The organism is Polynucleobacter sp. HIN8, from assembly GCF_030297615.1.
Lineage (GTDB): Bacteria > Pseudomonadota > Gammaproteobacteria > Burkholderiales > Burkholderiaceae > Polynucleobacter.
In genome coordinates this window covers 480,669-501,613 of record NZ_AP028139.1, presented here as the reverse complement: position 1 = coordinate 501,613, position 20,945 = coordinate 480,669, and the positions used below count along the sequence as shown (strand labels likewise).

Here is a 20,945-nt window from a genome sequence, read left to right as displayed (position 1 = left end):
GCTAGCTATAATTCCTCAATTATGACAGAGCCTCTGCGTGAAGTTACATTCTGACCCACAATCTAGCCAAAATACGATCACTGGCTACGGAATTGGCTTTCTTGAGGTCAACCAAACCCCGTATTCGCATGCCTTAATCGTTCAACCTGAAGGTGAAGTTTTGGCATGGCCGGTTGAGGAAATCCAGGATCTTTCAGAGGATCATTTCTCAATGATTAGTGCCTTACTACCCGAGTTGGTTATTGTGGGCACGGGTAAGAAGCAGGTGTTTCTGAACCCCAAAATTCTGCAACCTCTAATTAAAGCCAAAATTGGTTTTGAGATGATGGACTCACAAGCAGCCTGCCGCACATACAACATCCTAATGGGCGAAGGACGTAAAGTATTGGCTGCCATCCTCTTAGAAAAGGATTGACGAGATGCTTGCCGAACGTCATCTCACCCCATTGAATTCGGTTGCATTAGTGGCTGTCTTCGTCCTCGCAAGCGTTTTATGGTTTGCAACGCTTGACTATCGACTTCTAATTCCAACGGACGAAGGTCGCTACGCCCAAATGGCTCGCGAGATGATGGTGAGCGGCGATTACATCACACCCCGTTATAACGACTACAAATATTTTGAGAAACCGCCACTGCATATTTGGGCCTCGGCAATTACGTTTCAACTCTTTGGTCTTGGCGAATGGCAAGCACGCTTTTGGAGCGGACTCACTGGTTATCTCACGATTTTATTGGTTGGATTTACTGCAGCCCAATTATTTGGCCGGGTCACGGGATATTTAGCGGCATTAATCCTCTTATCGAGCCCAATGTGGGTTGTGGGTGGGCATTTCAATGCCCTTGATATGGGCTTATCGGCTTTTCTCAACCTAGCTCTGTGCGCACTGTTACTTGCTCAACATGCCTATGAACATCAGCGCCCCCAATCGGGTCGCCATTGGATGTGGGTCTGTTGGCTGGCAATGGGTCTAGCCACGCTATCAAAAGGACTAATTGGTATCGTGATTCCAGGGATGGTGCTATTTGCGTATATCGTGACACGCTTTGACTGGAAAATTCTAGGTCGATTACATATTTTTAGCGGATTAGTAATTTTCCTGATCGTTACTGCACCGTGGTTCATTGCGGTATCGATAGAGAATCCCGAGTTTGCCCACTTCTTCTTTATTTATGAACACTTTGAGCGCTTTACCGCAACTGCTCATGGACGTACCGCCCCATTTTATTTTTTCTTGCCATTAGTGCTTGTTGGCTTTTTGCCCTGGATGCCCCAGTTCTTTCAGTCTGCAAGGCAAACTCTCATGCAATACCGCATGCAATCATTCTCAGCCTCATGGATGCTTTGGACATGGTTTGCAGTCATCCTTATTTTCTTTAGCATTTCCCGCTCAAAATTACCGGGCTACATCATGCCGGTATTCCCAGCCTTAGCTATTTTGGCAGCCAAGTCAATCGCCGATTATTTAGAGTCCCATGCGCATCTTTCAATCGGGTGGCGTTTCCAAACTTTATTTTTCACTTTGCTTGCCATCACGGGATTTTTCTTTCTATCCGAAGTTGGACGTAATGGTCAGCCTGATGAGGTCGACGCCTATCAGGCATACACCGTCTGGATAGTTGTGGCTCTCTCCTGTTTATTGGTATTTAGCCTGGTGGCAAGTCTCCTAGCTAAGCGCAATGCGCTTCTCAGTATTGCGCTATTCGCTTTTGGCTTTTTCTTGACCGCCACCATCGCAGGAACGGGGCACGAGACTTTAGGTCGTGCAGTATCGGGGTATGACCTAGCGCAAAAGGTTAAATCACAAATCCCAAGTGATGCCAAAATTTATTCGGTTCGCTTGCTCGATCATACTGTTCCGTTCTATCTAGAACGTAATACCATCATGGTCGAATTCACCGACGAGCTGACCTTTGGTGCCAAGCAAGAACCCCAAAAATGGATACCGACGCTCAATGAGTTTGTGATCGTCTGGAACCAAGATCCCAACGCCTTCGCACTCATGAGCCCAGGCCAATATGAGGAGCTCAAAACCCGCGGACTTCCCATGGAGGAATTAGGTCGGGATAGCCGACGTGTTGTAGTTCGACATCCACGTGAGGCTTTGCGACAATAGGTCAATGAGTCAACCATTTATCCCCTTTACAAAGCCAACGATTGATGAAGCGACCATTACAGCGGTTGCCGATGTATTGCGCTCTGGTTGGATTACTTCCGGCCCCAAGGTTTTAGAGTTTGAATCTGCTCTAAGTGCTTACCTAGGAGGCGCAACTGTGCGCTGCTTTGCAAACGGCACGGCTACCATGAAAATTGCTCTTCAGGTCGCTGGGATTGGGCCGGGCGATGAGGTGATTACAACTCCAATTTCGTGGGTCGCAACCTCCAATGTGATCTTAGCCGTGGGCGCAAAACCTGTTTTTGTTGATATTGATCCAAAGACCCGAAATCTCGATCTCCATCAAGTCCAATCTGCGATTAATAACAAAACTAAAGCCATCATGCCGGTGTATTTGGCTGGCTTACCACTTGATATTGATGCCCTGTATACGATTGCAGAGAATCATCAATTACGTGTGATTGAGGATGCTGCGCAAGCGCTCGGATCTTCCTGGAATGGTTTGCGTATTGGTGCTAAAGGCCGGCATGATTTAGTGAGTTTTAGTTTCCAGGCGAATAAAAATTTGACGACTATTGAAGGTGGTTGTCTAGTCTTCAATACCGATCGCTTTGGCGGAGATCAAGTGACTCTCGCTGAAAAACTACGCCTGCAAGGATTAGTGCGTCATGGGCCAGATGGCATGGAGGTTGACGTTCTGGGCGGCAAAGACAACTTAACTGATGTGAATGCTGTTATTGGTCTTCATCAATTAAAACAACTGGAGCGTTTTCAGGAGCAACGTATCGCTCTCGCACGTCATTATTTTGATCGGTTCGAACAATCGGGTTTGAGCAAAATAGGTTTAGGCCTACCAATCGCCGATTTTGTGAACAGTAACTGGCATATGTTCCAAGTCCTATTGCCATTAGAGCGCTTAGGTCAAACTCGGAGCCAAATCATGCTAGCGTTAAAAGAACGTGGGATAGGTACCGGGGTGCATTACCCCGCCATTACTGGCTTTGCACTGTATCGTCAGCGAGGGTACTCTCCAGAAGCAACACCGGTTGCTAATCAAATTGGTCAATCGATCTTAACTCTGCCACTTTTCCCTACCATGACCGAAGCCGATATTGATCGTGTGGTCAAGGCTCTGCAAGAGGTTTTAGCGTAAACATCCCTACATCAGGCAAAATGTGGGGATGAACAGTCTTACTCACCCACGTTTGAGCGTCGTAATCCCGGTTTACAACGAGGAGGAGGGATTACAGGCTCTATTTGATCGCCTGTACCCCGCGCTTGATCATTTGGCGAGTCAATATACACTTCCTTATGAGCTCGTTTTCATCAACGATGGCAGCAAAGATCGGTCTGCTGCAATGCTCGCCATGCAATACGAAAAGCGGCCCGATGTAACGCGAGTGGTCTTGTTTGCCAATAACTTTGGCCAACACATGGCGATCATGGCCGGTTTTGAATACGCACGCGGTGAATACATCATTACCTTGGATGCGGATCTACAAAATCCTCCCGAAGAGATTGGGAAAATTGTGCGCCAGCTTGAGGAGGGCCATGATTACGTTGGCACGATTCGAGAAAATCGCCAAGACTCCTGGTTCCGAAAAACAGCCTCGCGCGCAATGAATCGATTACGCGATAAGCTCACTCGAATCACGATGACTGATCAAGGCTGCATGATGCGCGGGTACCATCGTCGCATCATTGATTTAGTTCGGCAGTGTGAAGAAGCGAATACTTTTATTCCGGCACTAGCGTACACCTTTGCCAACAATCCAATTGAAATTACCGTTAAACATGAAGAGCGGTTTGCTGGAGAATCTAAATACAGCCTGTATCAATTGATTCGTCTTAATTTTGATTTGGTCACCGGCTTTTCAGTGATGCCTTTGCAGCTCTTCTCGATTCTAGGCATGTTATTGGCCGGTGCAGCCGGTTCGCTATTCCTGCTTCTCTTGATTCGTCGTTTTGTCTTAGGCGCTGAGGTTGAGGGTGTGTTCACACTCTTTGCGCTCACCTTCTTTTTAATTGGCGTGATGCTCTTTGGCCTAGGCCTTTTGGGGGAATACATCGGCCGGATTTATCAACAGGTACGTCAACGGCCCCGCTATATGGTAAGTGCTGTTCTCGAGCAATCCAAATCCTAAATCTTGAATCAAACTCCTAAGCACGCAGTTGTTTTTGCCTACCACGATGTTGGTGTTGCTTGTTTACAAGCCTTAATCGATGCCGGGATGCAAATTGATTTAGTCATCACCCATGCCGATGATCCCAATGAGACGATTTGGTTTAGCAGCGTTCAAAAACTCTGCGAGCAACGGGGTTTGCCATGCCGAATCGTGCAACAGAGTGCATTATTAAATTTGGTGTCTGAGATTAAGGCGATTGCACCCGATTATCTCTTTTCTTTTTATTACCGCTTCATGCTGCCCACTGAGTTACTTGAGACTGCAACCATTGCGGCTCTTAATATGCATGGCTCACTCTTACCTAAGTACCGCGGCCGCGCCCCGGTGAACTGGGCTGTGGTGAATGGCGAAACCGAAACAGGTGCAACCTTGCATGTCATGGAAGCAAAACCCGATGCTGGGGATATTGTGGGGCAAGTCGCTGTATCTATTGAAATTCATGAAACCGCTAAAGAGGTATTTGATAAAGTCAGTCAGGCAGCAAAGCAGGTGATGGAAAAGCTACTACCCCAACTCATGCAGGGCAAGCTTCCTCGGCGGCCCAATCCATTGACAGAAGGTTCCTACTTTGGGGGACGCAAACCCGAGGATGGTCGCATCGATTGGACAAAGTCAGCCATGTCAATTTACAACCTAATTCGGGCGGTGGCCCCACCCTATCCTGGCGCCTTTACTGAATTAAGTGGGGAAAAAGTGATTCTTACCAAAAGCTCGCTTCCACTCGATCCTGGCGTTGCTCTCAGCCCCAGTCAAGCCGCAATCCTCAAAAAGTCTGGGCTAGGGATGCATCTCGTCGATAATCGCTACTTCGGCCTGTGCGGCGATGGTAAAGCGCTTGAGGTATTTTTGGCTAAAGAGCATTAAATCGTTGGCTTCATAAGTTCATCAAAGGAATGGTGTTATGAAAAAGATTCTGATTTTGGGTGTGAATGGTTTTATTGGCCATCACCTCTCAAAGCGCATATTGGAGACTACGTCGTGGGAGGTCTATGGCATGGATATGCAAAACGACCGGATTGGTGATCTTCTCAACCACCCTCGCATGCATTTCTTTGAAGGTGATATCACCATTAATCGCGAATGGGTGGAGTATCACGTTCGCAAGTGCGATGTGATCCTACCGCTCGTCGCAATCGCCACACCCGCAACCTATGTTCAACAACCACTGCGTGTATTTGAACTCGACTTTGAGGCCAATCTTCCAATCGTGCGCTCGGCAGTGAAGTATGGCAAGCACCTCGTCTTCCCCTCAACCTCCGAGGTCTACGGTATGTGCTCCGATGCTGAATTTGATCCAGCTTCATCCAATCTGGTTTATGGACCGATCAATAAGCCGCGTTGGATTTATGCTTGCGCCAAGCAATTAATGGACCGAGTGATTTGGGGCTATGGCATGGACGGCTTACGCTTTACTTTGTTTAGACCATTTAATTGGATTGGTCCTGGCTTGGATAGTATCTACACCCCCAAAGAAGGTTCCTCACGGGTGGTCACCCAGTTCCTGGGGCACATTGTGCGTGGCGAGCCAATCAATCTTGTCGACGGTGGCTCCCAAAAACGAGCCTTTACTTATATTGATGACGGCATTGATGCCTTAATGCGCATCATCACCAATGAAGGTGATGTTGCCAATGGCAAGATCTATAACGTGGGAAACCCAAAAAATAACTACTCGGTCAAAGAACTGGCGACGATGATGCTGGCGATTGCTAAGAAAATACCGGAGTATGCAGTGACGGCTGGTCAAGTTCAATTAATCGAGACAACCTCAAAAAGCTACTATGGCGCTGGATATCAGGATGTCCAAAACCGAGTTCCTGCTATTGAAAATACGATGACTGAGTTGGGTTGGAAACCAACTATTGCCATGAACGATGCGCTAAGCAAGATATTTGAAGCCTATCGCCATGATGTGGATAAAGCGCGGCATCTGGTTGAGTAACACTTAATTCCATGGCAAAAATTGCTCTGAAGGTTGATGTTGATACCTTACTCGGAACCCAAGTTGGCACGCCCAATCTAGCTAAACTATTTGCGGAACTCGGAATTCAGGCGACCTTCTTATTTAGCCTGGGTCCTGACCATACCGGTTGGGCATTAAAACGAATTTTCCGTCCAGGTTTTCTGAAGAAAGTATCGCGCACCTCGGTGGTGGAACACTATGGCATCAAAACCCTTTTATACGGTGTTCTTCTCCCGGCGCCTGACATCGGTAAAACTGCTGCGCATGAAATGCGCGCCGTTGATGAGGCTGGTCATGAAACGGGGATTCATACCTGGGATCATGTCTATTGGCAAGATCATGTCTATCAACGCGATGCAGCATGGGCTCGACTCCAAATGCAAAAAGCCTACGATCGTTTTTGTGAGATCTTTAAACATCCTCCACTAACGCATGGTGCTGCAGGCTGGCAAATGAATGAAGCAGCTCTGAAGCAACTTGACGATTGGGGCATGCAATATGCCTCCGATGGTCGCTCCGCCCCCAATCTTGCACCTTACCGTATTCAATTCAATTCCGTGCGAAGTAAGCATGTGCAATACCCCACTACGTTGCCAACCTTTGATGAACTCATTGGAGTGGACGGAAGGGATGCTTTGGGGGCGGCTAAGGCAATTCTTGAGCTCACTCAAAGCAATCCTAATGATCAAGTCTTTACCCTACATGCTGAGCTGGAAGGGCAAAAGTTGTTGCCTGCCTTCAAAGCATTGCTCCAGGGGTGGCTGGCGCAAGGTCACGAACTGGTTACGATGGGTCAACTGCACCGCTCTTGGCTGGCGACTGGGCAACTCGATAAAATAGCGACTGAGCCATTTCAGTATGGCAGTATTGCCAATCGCAGCGGTGAACTGATGATCCAAATGCGCCATGCAACTAATTTCACATAACCATTGACGAGGGGAATTACGATGACAATTAAGATTGGGCAGACGATGCCAATGTGTGAGATCCCGGCAACATCAAACCTCACCTTCTCGCCAAAAGCGTATCAAGGCAAAAAACTAGTACTCTATTTTTATCCCAAAGATTCAACGCCAGGCTGCACCGTTGAAGCGGGAGAGTTTCGGGATCACATTGATGCATTTAATCAAGCCAATGCCTTAGTGGTTGGGGTGTCACGGGATAATTTGCGTTCGCATGAGAACTTTCGCCAAAAACTAGGTCTCCCTTTTGAATTGGTTGCCGATACCGAAGAAAAACTGTGCACGATCTTTAATGTCATCAAAATGAAAAATATGTACGGCAAACAAGTTCGAGGCGTTGACCGCAGCACCTTCCTCTTTGACAGCAAAGGCGTTCTCCAAAAGGAGTGGCGTGGCATTAAGGTGACTGGCCATGTGGCCGAGGTACTCACTGCCGCCAAGGCAATGTCCTAGGGATTTATACGGTACTTGCAAAGACATCAATTTGGGTTACAGTATGGCTATATGCACCGTAAGCGATGGATGCCATTAAACCCGCATCGGGGTCTATCTAGGCCACGACGGGACACCGGCCCCCTTGTAAATCGTGCATATCACCCCGCCCTCTGCATCATCCTTCAAAACCGCCCTTCGCTCTTAGTAGGCGGTTTTTTCATTTAGGAGAAGTCCTCGAATGCCATTACCTCCACTGCCCACCCAAATTGCTGATCAAATCAATTTAAGTCGTCAGAAAACACCGGATCTTAAAAATCCCCCAAAAAAGATGAAAAAAGCACTAGCGCCAAGTTGGGCCCAAGAGGTAGAAGCAAATATCGATGAAGACGATGATCTGTCCGCTGCCGAGGCAGCATTGGAACAGATCAAGACTATTGCTCCAGCCCACCACCTAGAAAAGCAGTTGGACTCCAAACCAGAGCGGCCAAAGCGCACGGTGCGCACAGGTCCACCAAGTCTATTTGTATTGGATACCAATGTATTAATGCATGATCCATCGTCTCTCTTTCGGTTTGAGGAGCACGATTTATACCTGCCGATGACAACGCTTGAAGAGCTTGATAACCATAAAAAAGGAATGAGTGAGGTTGCTCGAAATGCGCGCATGGTGAGTCGCTCGCTCGACCAACTCATTGCCGGTACCAGCGGTCAGCTCGACGAAGGAATCCCGCTTAATAAATTAGGAAATCAGGACGCAACCGGGCGATTATTTTTTCAGACCCAGTTTTCCAATGCTCCTTTGCCCGAGGGTCTGCCCGAGGGTAAAGGCGATAACCTCATTTTAGGGGTGGTGCGTGATCTGCAAAAAGCAAAGCCGCAACAAGAAGTGGTCTTGGTATCCAAAGATATCAATATGCGCATCAAGGCTCGGGCTCTCGGTCTTCCTGCTGAAGATTACTTTAATGACCAGGTCTTAGAAGATCGAGATTTAATGTACTCGGGTGTGATGGCGCTACCGAGTGATTTTTGGCCCAAGCATGGTAAAGCTATGGAAAGTTGGGCCGACGGCAAGAGCGGCACGATGTTCTATCGGGTTACTGGCCCACTGGTGCCCAGCATGCTCATCAATCAATTTGTTTATCAAGAAAATCCAGACGGCACGACACCCTTTTATGCCCTCGTGCGTGAAATCAACGGTAAAACTGCCCTACTCCAAACTCTGAAGGATTACTCGCATCAGAAAAATAATGTATGGAGCATTACCGCGCGCAATCGTGAGCAAAATTTTGCCATGAATCTGCTCATGAATCCTGACATTGATTTTGTCACGCTTCTTGGTCAAGCCGGTACCGGCAAAACTTTGCTCGCCCTTGCTGCCGGCCTTGAGCAAGTGTTAGATAGCAAACGCTATAACGAGATCATTATTACTCGAGCGACTGTTCCGGTCGGTGAGGATATTGGATTTTTACCCGGCACCGAGGAAGAAAAAATGCAGCCCTGGATGGGCGCTTTTGACGACAACTTAGAGGTTTTACATCGCAGCGATGACACGGCGGGAGAGTGGGGTCGCGCTGCTACTCAAGAACTAATTCGTTCTCGAATTAAGGTTAAAAGTATGAACTTCATGCGGGGTCGTACGTTTGTGAGTAAATTTCTGATTATTGATGAAGCGCAGAACTTAACGCCCAAACAGATGAAGACGCTTGTTACGCGAGCTGGTCCTGGAACCAAAATTGTGTGCCTTGGAAATATTGCTCAAATCGACACTCCTTATCTCACTGAGGGTTCGTCGGGTCTCACCTATGTGGTTGATCGCTTCAAGGGTTGGCGTCACAGTGGTCACATCACCTTGGCTCGTGGCGAACGTTCGCGACTAGCCGATCATGCTGCTGAAGCCCTGTAACAAAAATTTACTTCTTACTGTCGTGGTTGCACTGAGTGTATTGACACTCAGTGCTTGCTTCACCCCTCCCACACGAACAACCAGTGGAGCTCCAAGCAATCCTCGTATCGCCCACTTTAAAAACGATACGAGCGTCGGTAATGAGGGAATTTCGATCGCTGCCATGGGTTTAGTAGGGGTGCCTTATCGCTATGGCGGCAATACCCCAGCCGGCGGTTTTGATTGCAGCGGCTTAATTGCTTACGTTTATCAGAATAGCTCGGGTATCAAGCTACCAAGAACGATTCAGCAAATGAGTAATGTCGGTACCGGCATTGGTCAACAGCCTCCAGCGCCAGGGGATTTGGTGTTTTTTAATACAACTGGGGAACGGTACTCCCATGCTGGAATTTATGTCGGCCAAGGTCGTTTTGTGCACGCTCCCAGCGCAGGAGGAACGGTCCGCCTTGAACGGATTGATTCGCCGTACTGGGCAGCGCGTTATACCGAAGCCCGCCGAATTACAAGTAATTAAAAGGGGCTAAAGCCGCCACCATACGAGGCCGTATTGGGAGCCAAGTTATCAAACTTGGTGAACTGCCCTTGCCAACTCAGGCGGACAGTTCCAATCGGACCGTTACGTTGCTTACCAATAATGACTTCAGCAACGCCTTTATCGGTAGTAGTATCGGGGTGATACACCTCATCACGATAAATAAACAGAATTAAATCCGCGTCTTGCTCAATCGCCCCAGACTCGCGCAGGTCGGACATCACAGGTCGCTTGTTAGGGCGTTGCTCAAGACCACGGTTTAGCTGAGATAAAGCCACCACTGGGCACTGCAGCTCTTTAGCTAGTGACTTTAAGGAACGTGAAATCTCAGAAATTTCAGTGGCCCTATTTTCACCACTACCGCCGGTGCTACCACTCATTAATTGCAGGTAATCAACCACAACCATTCCTAGAGTGCCGCCATAATTACGCGCAATGCGGCGAGCCCGCGCTCGCAACTCAAGGCACGTCAACGATCCAGTCTCATCAATGAGGATTTGGGTGTTACTTAGTCGAGCAATCGCATCTGTGACCCGAGGCCATTCGTCATCATTTAATTTACCCGTTCGCATCCGGCTTTGATCAACTCGACCAACCGATCCGAGTAAACGAGTTGCCAATTGCGCTCCTGACATCTCCATCGAAAATACTACTACTGGAAGCCCTTCATGCAATGCCACATTCTCAGCAAAATTAAGGGCTAACGCGGTCTTACCCATCGAGGGTCTGCCGGCCACAATGACTAAGTCCCCTTTTTGTAAACCACTGGTTTGTTTATCAAGATCAATAAAGCCCGTTGCGATTCCAGTGATGTCGCTGCCACCATCGCGGTTATATAACTCATCAATACGCGCAACGACCGCCTTTAAGAGGGGCTCGATTTCGAGGTAATCCGCTTTGCGACTCCCCTCTTCACCAATTTGTAGGATGCGTGATTCTGCTTCGTCCAGCAAAGTGCGAACTGATCGGCCCTCAGGCATAAATGCCGTATTAACAATACTGTCTGAGACTTCAATTAAACGTCGCAAGATACTACGATCACGAATGATTTCTGCGTAGCCCTTAATATTGGCTGCACTTGGAGTGTTTTGCGCTAAGGAATTTAAATAATCGATACCGATCAAATCCGCTTCAGGCTCATTCTTAATCGCCTCGAACACGGTGATGACATCAGCTGGTCGGTTATCGCCAATTAAACGTTCGATCACGCGATAAATTAGGGCGTGCTCACTACGATAAAAATCGCGCTCGGAGAGAACGCCGCCTAAACGATCCCATGCGGTGTTATCCAAAAGCAAACCGCCGAGAACCGATTGCTCAGCCTCGACGGAATGGGGTGGGACTTTTAGAGCCTGCACAACCGCATCGCCAGGCCCAGGCATGCCTGGGCTCATCGGTACGGGACGGTTGCGAGATTCAGCCATGAAGCTAGTGTACCGAAGTCAACTAGGCCTGCTCACCAATCACACGAATATTGATATCAACAACAACGTCAGTATGAACAGCCACTGCTACTGGGTGGTCGCCGACCACTTTCAATGGACCGGTTGGCATCCGAACTGCTGCTTTCTCGATCTGAAAACTCTTTTTCGCTAAAGCTTCGGCGATGTCATGATTGGTTACCGAGCCAAACAAACGGCCATCCACACCCGCCTTTTGACCAATCTCCAAAACTAAACCTTTAAGCTTCTCGCCAATAGCTTGTGCAGCCGCGAGTTTCTCTGCAGCAATCTTCTCAAGATCAGCACGACGTGCAGCAAAGTCAGCAATCGCCGCCTCGGTTGCGCGACGCGCTTTGCGCTGGGGAATTAAAAAGTTACGGGCAAAACCATCTTTAACCCGGACAACATCACCAAGGTTGCCCAAATTGGTTACCTTCTCAAGCAGAATAACTTGCATTATGGGCTCCTAATTATTTCTTATGTTGATCTGAGAATGGCAATAATGCCAAAAAGCGAGCGCGTTTGATCGCAGTATCTAACTGACGCTGATAGAGCGCTTTGGTACCTGTTAGACGAGCTGGCGTAATCTTAGCGTTCTCGCCAATAAAGTCCTTGAGCGTCTCAACATCTTTGTAGTCAATTTGCTCAACACCACCAACCGTAAAGCGACAATAGCGCTTACGCTTAAAAAGTGGGTTTTGTGCAGGCTTCTTTTTGAAGTCTGTCTTTTTGTTCATTTTTCCAAAAGCCATAATGGTTTCCTATTAATTCAATGTAATCTTCGTAATATGAAAAACGAGGCGCTCATTTCGTAAGGTCTTTTGCGTTAAAAATCCTTCAAACTTCGCTGTTGCTCCCAAATCCATCGTTACTAACTCGTGATGGATATCGCCAATCGCTACTGCCTCAACATTCATCCGGACTTGCCGCATTTGGTTTGCTTCGGCAACTTCACCATCATGATGCAGTTGACAATGAATGACTGGCAAACCAGCTGGGGTGTATCGAATGGCGTCTTTTGCGATCAGAGAAGCAGTCAGGATGAGAAGATTTGAACTACGCTTCACAATCAGACCGACTTTTACGAATCAAAGCCTCCTTTTCAACAATAATTAGGCTGTTGCTGGTGCATCAGCTTGGGCTAGTTTGCGAGCTTCTTCACGCTGCACCTCTTTCATCATGATGGATGGCTCAGTCTCAGCCTTCTTCATCTTAACGATTAGGTGACGCAGAACGGCATCATTGAACTTGAATGCATGCTCGAGTTCTTCAAGCGTTTTTTGATCGCATTCAATATTCATGCAAACGTAGTGGGCTTTAGCAAGCTTGTCGATCATGTAAGCCATTTGACGACGGCCCCAATCTTCGATGCGATGCACTTTGCCACCATGGGTGGTTAGGATCGACTTATAGCGATCAATCATCGCTGGAACCTGCTCGCTTTGGTCCGGATGGACGATAAAAACGATTTCATAATGACGCATTAATCACTCCTTATGGATAAAACTGCCTAGGCGTCTTGCTTAATTCCGCTGTCAAGAACTAAGCACCAGTGCAGCAAGGGTGGAACAAATTGTAAAAATAACTTACCGAACTTCCGATAAGCCCACTATTCTAGCAAAATAATCTTGCCAACTCAATGTCTTAGCACCCGGTTGAGCAGTGGCGAACAAGGCTAGCTGCAGTGCGATACGGGCTTTTGCAGGGGTTAAAAAGCCTGCACCGAGGGCCATTCCTAATCGACCATTAGCGAGAGTGCCACCGACATAGCCCCTACCGATTCGGGAGGCACGCACTACGGCTCCACCAGCCTCCATAAACTGCTCCAGAGCGGGCGCAAGGTTCTCGTGAACGGTTCCAGCCCCGGTACCCGCTAAAACAATACCCTGAACCCCCCGATCTCGAAGTAGTCGGATGGTGTCCGGTATAGCACCCGAATGGCTAGTAATAATTTCTACCCATGGCCATTGATTATCTGGTGGTATGGGTAAGTCGTTACTAACTTGAGTCCAACCGTTCGGTAGGGTTTCTTCAAGAAAGGCGTCGACACGCGAACTATGCCCCTTTATTAAACGAAGCCCTGGTACTGGCTTGGAGCCCATGACAGCCCAAACTCCACCTGGACCACCCCCCTCCCCCGCAAACTCAATCGCAGCGGATAAATTTCGAGGACCATCTGCCTCTGGGTGATCTGAAGGCAGCATTGATCCAGTCAAAACTACTTTTTTGCCCAAATTGTTGGAATATCCTCCGCAGACAAGCTCCAAGAAAGTAGCGGTTTCTTCCATCGTATCGGTGCCATGGGTAATAACAATTCCCATTACTTTGGGATCTGCAAGCCCCGCACGAACCTGGAGTCCTAATTTGCTTAATAGAGACTCGCTCATGTCACAGCTATCAATATTAGATAACTGTATGTTTTTTATAGAAAATTTTGTTTCAATTTGGGCTAAAAGGGTTGCAATCGGCACTTGACCAGCTTGATAACCCCCATTGCCTGAGTCGGTTGTGAGACCAGCAATCGTGCCGCCGGTACCAATTACCAAAATAAATGGGGAGTTTGAGGAATTTGACATTTTGGCATTATCCAACCAAGCAAAAGTTCTTGAAATGCCATTTTTTACTGTATACAATCTCAGTATGAACATAAATACAGTGATTGAAAGTCCATCCCTACCAAAACTGACCGCTCGGCAGGAGGAGATATTAGGGCTCATTACTTTAGCCATTGAAGAAAGTGGTCTCCCTCCCACCCGAGCTGAAATTGCTAACCGACTCGGTTTTGCTTCAGCCAATGCTGCAGAGGAGCATCTGCGTGCATTAGCCAAAAAGGGGTATATCGAATTAAGCCCTGGAACATCACGAGGTATTCGGGTCACAAACACGCAGCCTGTTTCGCAAGGTAAAAATTTTCGTCAACTGAATTTACCCTCGGGAAGTTTGCAACAACTCACCCTGCCATTAATTGGTCGAGTTGCTGCGGGCTCACCCATCACCGCCATTGAACATATCGAAAAACAAGTTCCAGTTGACCCCAGCTTATTTAGCAAAGGTGCAGACTACTTACTGCGCGTCAAAGGAATGAGCATGCGTGATGCAGGCATTCTCGATGGTGACTATTTAGCGGTTAAAAAGACAACGGAAGCGCGCAATGGCGATATTGTGGTTGCTCGCATCGATGATGAAGTTACCGTAAAACGCTTCCAGCAAAAGAAAGGGGCTAACGGTTCCTACTTAGAACTCCAGGCTGAAAATCCTGATTTTGAGCACATTATCGTTCGTGCAGACTCTAACTTTGCCCTAGAGGGTCAAGCAGTAGGATTAATCCGAGCCAACGGTCTTTAAGGTTTACGGGTCGGCGCTATCACATTCGCATTTTTAGGCGAAGAAGTGATCGTGATGATTGATTTGGGACCGGCCAATGATCCCTCATTAATCTCAACCGCACAAGTACGATCACCCTTTGTGAAGACCAAGAAACTGGTTTTTGCTTTAGTTGCTGTAACCGTAGTCCACCCCGCCTTGGGATACTCAGACTGAAAAAAGGCATATACATCGGTTGCACCTTGTAGTGCACTAATGTTGACGCGGCCTACCCAGCCATCGCCGCGACCAATGATTAAAGAATCGGATCCCATAATTTTGGCTCCAGCTGGCAATGGCATATCACCAAGCAATTGCGACTGGATTTGATTAATCTCTTCTTGGGTTCCCGTCGGACTATCGCCGGTAGCACAAGCGCCCAGCATCGCAGCGGCAGCAAGGGCAACGATATGTGTTTTGGTGATGAATCGATTCATGGTTAGTTTCCAAGACTGATGGGTAAAAATACCAACTCCCTTTATTTTAGGGCAGCGGGTTGATTCGTCAAGAACATTGGGTGGAGGCGCGTGAGGGAATCGAACCCCCGTACGAAGCTTTGCAGGCTCCTGCCTAACCACTCGGCCAACGCGCCCTAGTTGATTTGGAATACACCAAACTTCAACTCAAACAAAATGGGAAGCTTTTGGGGCTTCCCATCAATGAATGGAGCGGGAAACGAGGCTCGAACTCGCGACCTCAACCTTGGCAAGGTTGCGCTCTACCAACTGAGCTATTCCCGCATTACAGGATCGACAGTTTAGCAAAGATTCAGGGATTGGGCCCCAATGAGCAAAATTTCTTGGTATTACGGCTTATTGGTGAGTTGTGGCAACGCCTTTTGTAGGTAGTAAAACATTGACCAGAGCGTTAAAAAGGCAGCAATCCAAATTAGCCAAGTCCCTAAAAGGGAACTATGCATTCCCAAAATTTGACCATTAAATAGCAAGAATGGGATCGCGATTAACTGGGCCGTGGTTTTTAACTTACCGACCATGTGCACCGCAACGCTGCGCGAGGCGCCGACTTGAGCCATCCACTCCCGCAACGCAGAAATTGTGATCTCACGCCCAATGATGACCAACGCTACCCAGGCCTGCACTCGATCCAAATTCAATAATACGAGTAAGGCAGCAGCCACAATTAACTTGTCGGCTACGGGATCTAAAAACTGCCCGAAAGCCGACTCTTGGTTCATGCGTCGCGCCAAAAATCCATCTAACCAATCGGTAATCGCTGCAAAAACAAAAAGTCCGGTAGAGAGTATATTTTTCTCGGTCAACGATAACCAATCATTGGGTAAATAGAAAATGCCTACCAATAATGGGATGGCTGCAACCCGCAACCAGGTCAAGGCAATGGGCAAGTTAAATGGCATTTTTGGAGAATAAACGATTTAATTGATCCATCAATGGAGCTGTCGGTAAATTTGCTCAGCCAAGGTTTGAGAAATTCCTTCAACGCTGGCTAATTCTTCAACCGTCGCATTCGCAACGCCACGCAGCCCACCAAAGCGCGCCAACAGTTTTTGTCGACGCTTCGCCCCAATCCCCTCCATCTCCTCAAGCCTAGAAACAGTTCTTGCCTTTGCACGCTTCGCACGCATTCCAGTAATCGCAAAACGATGCGCCTCGTCTCGAATCTGAGCAATTAGCATGAGTGCCTGGCTATCCAAACCCAATCGAATCGGCTCACGCTCATCGGCGAAGATCAGAGTCTCCAAGCCAATCTTACGATCTTCACCTTTGGCGACACCCACAATCAGCCCAATATCAATTCCAAGTTCACTAAAGACCTTTCTGGCCACATCAACCTGACCCTTGCCACCATCAATCAAGACAAGCTGCGGCACTTTATCAACCGGGATTTCCTGAAAGTGTGCGTAGCGGCGTTGTAATACTTGCTGCATTGCTGCGTAATCGTCTCCCGGTGTAATTCCAGTGATATTGAAACGTCGATACTCACTTGCCTGTAATTCATTTTTGGCAAACACAACACACGATGCTTGGGTGGCCTCTCCCGATGTGTGACTAATATCAAAGCATTCAATACGTAATTGATCAAGTTGCTCTAAATCAATACCAAGCGCATCGGTAAGAGCTCGTACTCGCGCAAGCTGTCCCCCCGCTTCGGCAATGCGACGCAGTAGGGCGATCTTGGCGTTACCTTCAGCCATTGCTAACCAATGCTTGCGCTGACCCTGTGGTTGGTATAGAAACGAAATGGGTCGAGCTGAGCGATCTAGCAGTGCTTGACAGATCACCTCGGCACGCTCACCCTTTAATGGCACGTTCGTAATCATCACGGGGGGTGTGATCACAGCCAGCTCAGAAGACGAGTCCGTCGATAAATAGTGTTGCTGAATAAATGTCTCAAGAATATTTTGTAAATCAATTGGCTCATCTGCAAAAGCTCTATTGCTCTTGGAGAAATATGCACGATCCCCTAAGTGCCGTCCACCACGAACCATGGCTAAATTGACACAAATTTGGCCATCGATTTCGGCAGCCGCCAAAATATCTACATCACCCTCCCCCTCAGCCACGGTATCCATCGCCTGCTGCTGAAGAATGTTGGATAGATCAGCAATTCGGTCACGAATTACAGCAGCCATCTCAAACTCCATGGCCGTACTGTATTTTTCCATCTCTTTTTCTAATTCAGCGAGGACAACTTGATGGTTACCCTCTAAGAAGCGCAATGCTTGACCAACATCCAAAGCGTATTGCTCCTTGCTCAATTTACCAACGCACGGTGCGCTGCAACGATGAATTTGATGCAAGAGACAGGGACGACTACGGTTACGAAATACTGTGTCCTCACAGGTTCGAAGACGAAAGACTTTTTGCAAAATTTGAACACTATTACGAACTGCCCATGAATTTGGGAATGGCCCAAAGTAACGATGACGACGATCAACCTTGCCGCGATATGAGGCCAAACGAGGAAAATCATGCCCTGTTAGCATGAGATATGGATAGGATTTGTCATCCCTAAATAGAATATTGAACGGCGGGTTGTATTCTTTAATCAGATTATTTTCAAGAATCAAAGCCTCGGTTTCGGTACGGGTAATGGTGATTTCAAAACGGATAATGCGCTTGACCATCCGCTCAATTCGGGGGGAATGGTTTTTTTTCTGAAAATAGCTTGAGACTCGCCGTTTAAGATCCTTGGCTTTACCAACATATAAGATATGCCCTGATTCATCAAAAAAGCGATACACACCTGGCAGTCCAGGGAGTCCCTTTAAATCATTACTTAAGGATTCAGGAAGTAAATTAGTCATGCGTTGGGATATTTTCTGCCAAATTATCGATAACTATGGTGATGCTGGTATTTGTTGGCGTCTAGCGCGATCATTGGCAACTCAATATGATCAAAATATACGCCTATTTTGCGATGATTTGCCTACCTTACAGCTAATCACAATGGGGCAATCCCATCTCAAAGGCATCAAGATCCTTCCTTGGGAAGCCAGTTATCAAAATGCTCGCCATCCACCGGAACTACCCGATGTTGTGATCCAGGCGTTTTCATGTGAACTGCCTACTCGCTATCTCAATACCATCTTGGTTACACCGCATAAGCCCATCCTTATTCACCTTGAATATTTAAGCGCAGAGCCATGGGTTGCCGATTTTCATGGCAAAGCATCCCCAAATACGCATGGCTTACAAAAATACTTCTTCTTCCCAGGATTCCAAGCCAATACTGGAGGCCTGCTGCTTGATCCGATTCCAAAGCATGATCCAGAACACTGCCCAAAAAGTCTAAAGGTAATTTGGGAACAGTCTCGCCCCCACTCAAAAAAGATTAGTATTTTTTCCTATCCAGGGGCGCCAATTAAAGAATGGCTCGCGAACCTCAATCAATTGCAAGAATCCTTTGATATTTTTTTGGCATTTGGTAATGCCCAATTACTTAACCTACAACATCACCAATGGCTCAATTTAAATCTCATCTCGATGCCATTCATACCTCAAGATGATTACGACTGGCTCTTGGCACATTGTGACTTCAATATAGTGCGTGGGGAAGATTCGTTTATTCGAGCACAGTTGGCCGGGAAACCCTTCATTTGGAATATCTATCCCCAGGATGATGGGGCTCATCATACAAAGCTCAAGGCTTTTTTAGATCTTTATCTCGAGGGTGTTACGCCACAACTGCAGGACCTGATTACAGAAGCAATGGAATGGCAGAGCGGCCAAGACTGGTGGAACAATCTACCGGCATGGACAGAACACGCAAAACACTGGCAAAGCGCTTTAATTGACCGACAATCCGATGGTGGCTTGGTGGGCAGATTGGTGAAGTTTGTCAGTTAAATCATTAACCAGTTAAAATGCTGGGTTTGAATCAATTGGCTCCAATAGGGGTCAATATCCGTAAATATCAGGAATTATTATGAAAATCGCTCAAGAACTCCGCGTGGGTAATGTTGTCATGATTAATGGTGACCCCATGGTGGTCCAAAAACACGAATACAGCCGCTCTGGTCGCAACTCTGCTGTGGTCAAAATGAAGTACAAGAACTTACTCACTGCTGCTCCCAATGAGGGCGTTTACAAAGCAGACGATAAATTTGATGTTGTTATTCTTGAAAAGAAAGAATGCACCTACTCCTATTTTGCAGACCCGATGTATACCTTTATGGATGGCGACTACAACCAATACGAGGTCGAGAAAGACAATATGGGTGATTCACTGAATTATCTTGAGGAAGGTATGGCGGTTGAGGTTGTTTTCTATGACGGCCGCGCCATTTCCGTGGAATTACCCACCACAGTTGTACGTGAGATCACCTATACCGAACCAGCTGTAAAAGGTGACACCAGTTCTGGTAAGGTTCTTAAAAGCGCCAAAATTGCAACTGGCTTTGAGATTCAAGTTCCCTTGTTCTGTAGCACTGGAGACAAGATTGAGATTGATACCCGTACGGGCGAATATCGTAGCCGCGCAAATTAATCAATAAGGCCAAGGGTTTTTAGTAAATCCTTGGCATGCAGGTACTCAGCGTCTTTCTGCAATTCATCCCAGGACTGGGATTCACTCTTCGGAAATAATTTCTTGAGCCGCATTGAAGACTCCGTGTGTTTTTTTGGAGTAACGCTTAGTTCATTGAGTAAGCGATCAGCAAGATCGGGGCGGTTACAAATTAGTACTGCGTCACATCCTGCCTTAAGTGCTAATTGAGCACCTTGCACCACATCACCAGCAATACTAGCCCCCTCCATAGAGAGATCATCACTAAAAATTACGCCATTAAACTTTAGTTTTTTTCGTAAGATGGTTTGCAACCAAATGCTGGAAAAGCCAGCGGGCAAAGTATCAACCTTTGGATAAATGACGTGAGCAGGCATCACCGATGCAAGGCTGATATCGAGCCACTCGTAGGGTTTTATATCATCACTCTCAATGGCTTTAAGTGAGCGCTCGTCTTTGGGGATGGCAACATGGGAATCTGCCTTAGCCCAACCATGCCCCGGAAAGTGCTTACCGCAATTAGCCATACCGCCTAAGCGAAGCCCCTCATTTAAGCTTTTTGCTAAAACATACACAATTTCTGGGTTGCGATGGAATGAGCGATCTCCGATAACGCCACTACGACCATAATCCAGATCTAATACTGGGGTAAAACTAAAATCAACCCCACACGCTCTAAGCTCAGTTGCAAGCACATAGCCGCTTGCTGTGGCTACTTTCATCGCAGTAATAGCGGAGCTTGCTTGGGGTCCAGTTCGCATCCATAGATCGCCTAGGCGGCGCATGGCTGGAAGGTGCGTAAAGCCATCCGTCTTACAACGTTGTACTCGACCGCCCTCGTGATCAATGCAAATCAGAATGTCAGCGCGGACTTGTTTGATTGACTTGGTAAGTGCAGTTAATTGTTTACGAGATTGGAAGTTCCGTCCAAATAAGATCACACCTCCCGTCAGAGGGTGCTGAATTCTTCGGATATCGTGTTGATTTAAGGTAAGCCCCTCAACATCCAAAATAATGGGGCCTGGGTTATGAGTCGATTTTTTTTGGGTTGCCACGGTC

General features: G+C 47.4%; 23 protein-coding genes and 2 tRNA genes. 13 read left to right on the top strand and 12 right to left on the bottom strand.

Annotated features, from left to right (window positions below; translation table 11 throughout):
• The first annotated feature begins 37 nt into the window (after window positions 1-37).
• The 10 genes from QUE65_RS02660 to QUE65_RS02615 all read left to right on the top strand — a co-directional run bounded on the left by QUE65_RS02660 (window position 38) and on the right by QUE65_RS02615 (window position 10,077).
• Window positions 38-415 carry an Mth938-like domain-containing protein gene (locus QUE65_RS02660; RefSeq protein ID WP_286281707.1) on the top strand — a complete coding sequence of 126 codons (378 nt, stop codon included), beginning with the start codon at window positions 38-40 and terminating at the stop codon, window positions 413-415.
• Between the two features lie 4 nt (window positions 416-419).
• Entirely contained in the window at window positions 420-2,114 is a 1,695-nt protein-coding gene (locus tag QUE65_RS02655) for a glycosyltransferase family 39 protein (RefSeq protein ID WP_286281706.1), read from the top strand.
• 4 nt (window positions 2,115-2,118) lie between these two features.
• Window positions 2,119-3,267: a DegT/DnrJ/EryC1/StrS family aminotransferase gene (locus QUE65_RS02650; protein ID WP_286281704.1), complete on the top strand. Its 1,149-nt coding sequence runs from the start codon at window positions 2,119-2,121 to the stop codon at window positions 3,265-3,267.
• A 28-nt stretch (window positions 3,268-3,295) separates the two neighbouring features.
• A complete protein-coding gene (locus QUE65_RS02645) occupies window positions 3,296-4,258 on the top strand; it encodes a glycosyltransferase (RefSeq protein ID WP_286281703.1) in 963 nt (320 codons plus the stop codon).
• 3 nt (window positions 4,259-4,261) lie between these two features.
• Window positions 4,262-5,164, top strand: a complete 903-nt coding sequence (locus tag QUE65_RS02640; RefSeq protein WP_286281702.1) for a formyltransferase — start codon at window positions 4,262-4,264, stop codon at window positions 5,162-5,164.
• Window positions 5,165-5,201: 37 nt separating this feature from the next.
• Window positions 5,202-6,242, top strand: coding sequence for a bifunctional UDP-4-keto-pentose/UDP-xylose synthase (locus tag QUE65_RS02635; RefSeq protein ID WP_286281700.1), 1,041 nt, complete (start codon window positions 5,202-5,204; stop codon window positions 6,240-6,242).
• Between the two features lie 11 nt (window positions 6,243-6,253).
• Window positions 6,254-7,189, top strand: coding sequence for a polysaccharide deacetylase family protein (locus tag QUE65_RS02630; protein WP_286281699.1), 936 nt, complete (start codon window positions 6,254-6,256; stop codon window positions 7,187-7,189).
• Between the two features lie 21 nt (window positions 7,190-7,210).
• On the top strand, window positions 7,211-7,678 hold the full coding sequence (locus QUE65_RS02625) for a peroxiredoxin (RefSeq protein ID WP_286281698.1): 468 nt from the start codon (window positions 7,211-7,213) through the stop codon (window positions 7,676-7,678).
• 220 nt (window positions 7,679-7,898) lie between these two features.
• Window positions 7,899-9,563, top strand: coding sequence for a PhoH family protein (locus QUE65_RS02620; protein WP_286281697.1), 1,665 nt, complete (start codon window positions 7,899-7,901; stop codon window positions 9,561-9,563).
• Window positions 9,544-10,077, top strand: coding sequence for a C40 family peptidase (locus tag QUE65_RS02615; protein WP_286281695.1), 534 nt, complete (start codon window positions 9,544-9,546; stop codon window positions 10,075-10,077). Before QUE65_RS02620 ends, QUE65_RS02615 begins: the two co-directional genes overlap by 20 nt.
• Here the strand turns inward: QUE65_RS02615 and dnaB are convergent.
• From dnaB to QUE65_RS02585, 6 genes are all read right to left on the bottom strand, one after another.
• Window positions 10,074-11,477, bottom strand: coding sequence for a replicative DNA helicase (dnaB, locus tag QUE65_RS02610; protein WP_286282401.1), 1,404 nt, complete (start codon window positions 11,475-11,477; stop codon window positions 10,074-10,076). The genes QUE65_RS02615 and dnaB overlap by 4 nt on opposite strands.
• 64 nt (window positions 11,478-11,541) lie before the next feature.
• Window positions 11,542-11,994: a 50S ribosomal protein L9 gene (gene rplI / locus QUE65_RS02605; protein ID WP_286281694.1), complete on the bottom strand. Its 453-nt coding sequence runs from the start codon at window positions 11,992-11,994 to the stop codon at window positions 11,542-11,544.
• Between the two features lie 13 nt (window positions 11,995-12,007).
• Window positions 12,008-12,289, bottom strand: a complete 282-nt coding sequence (rpsR, locus tag QUE65_RS02600; RefSeq protein WP_215371720.1) for a 30S ribosomal protein S18 — start codon at window positions 12,287-12,289, stop codon at window positions 12,008-12,010.
• A gap of 12 nt (window positions 12,290-12,301) precedes the next feature.
• Complete coding sequence (priB, locus tag QUE65_RS02595) at window positions 12,302-12,604, bottom strand: primosomal replication protein N (RefSeq protein WP_286281693.1); 303 nt, start codon at window positions 12,602-12,604, stop codon at window positions 12,302-12,304.
• A 45-nt stretch (window positions 12,605-12,649) separates the two neighbouring features.
• On the bottom strand, window positions 12,650-13,021 hold the full coding sequence (rpsF, locus tag QUE65_RS02590; protein ID WP_215371718.1) for a 30S ribosomal protein S6: 372 nt from the start codon (window positions 13,019-13,021) through the stop codon (window positions 12,650-12,652).
• A gap of 102 nt (window positions 13,022-13,123) precedes the next feature.
• Window positions 13,124-14,113 (bottom strand): asparaginase, encoded by a 990-nt coding sequence (locus QUE65_RS02585; protein ID WP_286281692.1) that lies wholly within the window; start codon window positions 14,111-14,113, stop codon window positions 13,124-13,126.
• A gap of 64 nt (window positions 14,114-14,177) precedes the next feature.
• Between QUE65_RS02585 and lexA the strand changes: the two genes are divergently transcribed.
• The gene (gene lexA, locus QUE65_RS02580; protein ID WP_215371714.1) at window positions 14,178-14,882 is read left to right on the top strand and encodes a transcriptional repressor LexA; all 705 of its coding nucleotides are present in this window, start codon (window positions 14,178-14,180) and stop codon (window positions 14,880-14,882) included.
• Here lexA and QUE65_RS02575 read toward each other — a convergent pair.
• From QUE65_RS02575 to uvrC, 5 genes are all read right to left on the bottom strand, one after another.
• Window positions 14,879-15,337, bottom strand: coding sequence for a hypothetical protein (locus QUE65_RS02575; protein ID WP_215371712.1), 459 nt, complete (start codon window positions 15,335-15,337; stop codon window positions 14,879-14,881). The genes lexA and QUE65_RS02575 overlap by 4 nt on opposite strands.
• Before the next feature lie 81 nt (window positions 15,338-15,418).
• Window positions 15,419-15,492, bottom strand: a tRNA-Cys gene (locus QUE65_RS02570).
• A 72-nt stretch (window positions 15,493-15,564) separates the two neighbouring features.
• Window positions 15,565-15,640, bottom strand: a tRNA-Gly gene (locus tag QUE65_RS02565).
• Between the two features lie 65 nt (window positions 15,641-15,705).
• Complete coding sequence (pgsA, locus tag QUE65_RS02560; RefSeq protein WP_215371710.1) at window positions 15,706-16,275, bottom strand: CDP-diacylglycerol--glycerol-3-phosphate 3-phosphatidyltransferase; 570 nt, start codon at window positions 16,273-16,275, stop codon at window positions 15,706-15,708.
• Between the two features lie 30 nt (window positions 16,276-16,305).
• Entirely contained in the window at window positions 16,306-18,186 is a 1,881-nt protein-coding gene (gene uvrC / locus QUE65_RS02555; protein WP_286281688.1) for an excinuclease ABC subunit UvrC, read from the bottom strand.
• On the opposite strand from uvrC, the gene earP reads away from it, so the two are divergent.
• Window positions 18,185-19,228, top strand: coding sequence for an elongation factor P maturation arginine rhamnosyltransferase EarP (earP, locus tag QUE65_RS02550; RefSeq protein ID WP_286281686.1), 1,044 nt, complete (start codon window positions 18,185-18,187; stop codon window positions 19,226-19,228). The two genes, uvrC and earP, sit on opposite strands and share 2 nt — an antisense overlap.
• 79 nt (window positions 19,229-19,307) lie before the next feature.
• The gene (gene efp / locus QUE65_RS02545; RefSeq protein ID WP_286281685.1) at window positions 19,308-19,868 is read left to right on the top strand and encodes an elongation factor P; all 561 of its coding nucleotides are present in this window, start codon (window positions 19,308-19,310) and stop codon (window positions 19,866-19,868) included.
• On the opposite strand, the gene nagZ is transcribed toward efp, so the two are convergent.
• The gene (gene nagZ, locus QUE65_RS02540) at window positions 19,865-20,941 is read right to left on the bottom strand and encodes a beta-N-acetylhexosaminidase (protein ID WP_286281684.1); all 1,077 of its coding nucleotides are present in this window, start codon (window positions 20,939-20,941) and stop codon (window positions 19,865-19,867) included. The two genes, efp and nagZ, sit on opposite strands and share 4 nt — an antisense overlap.
• Window positions 20,942-20,945: the final 4 nt, after the last annotated feature.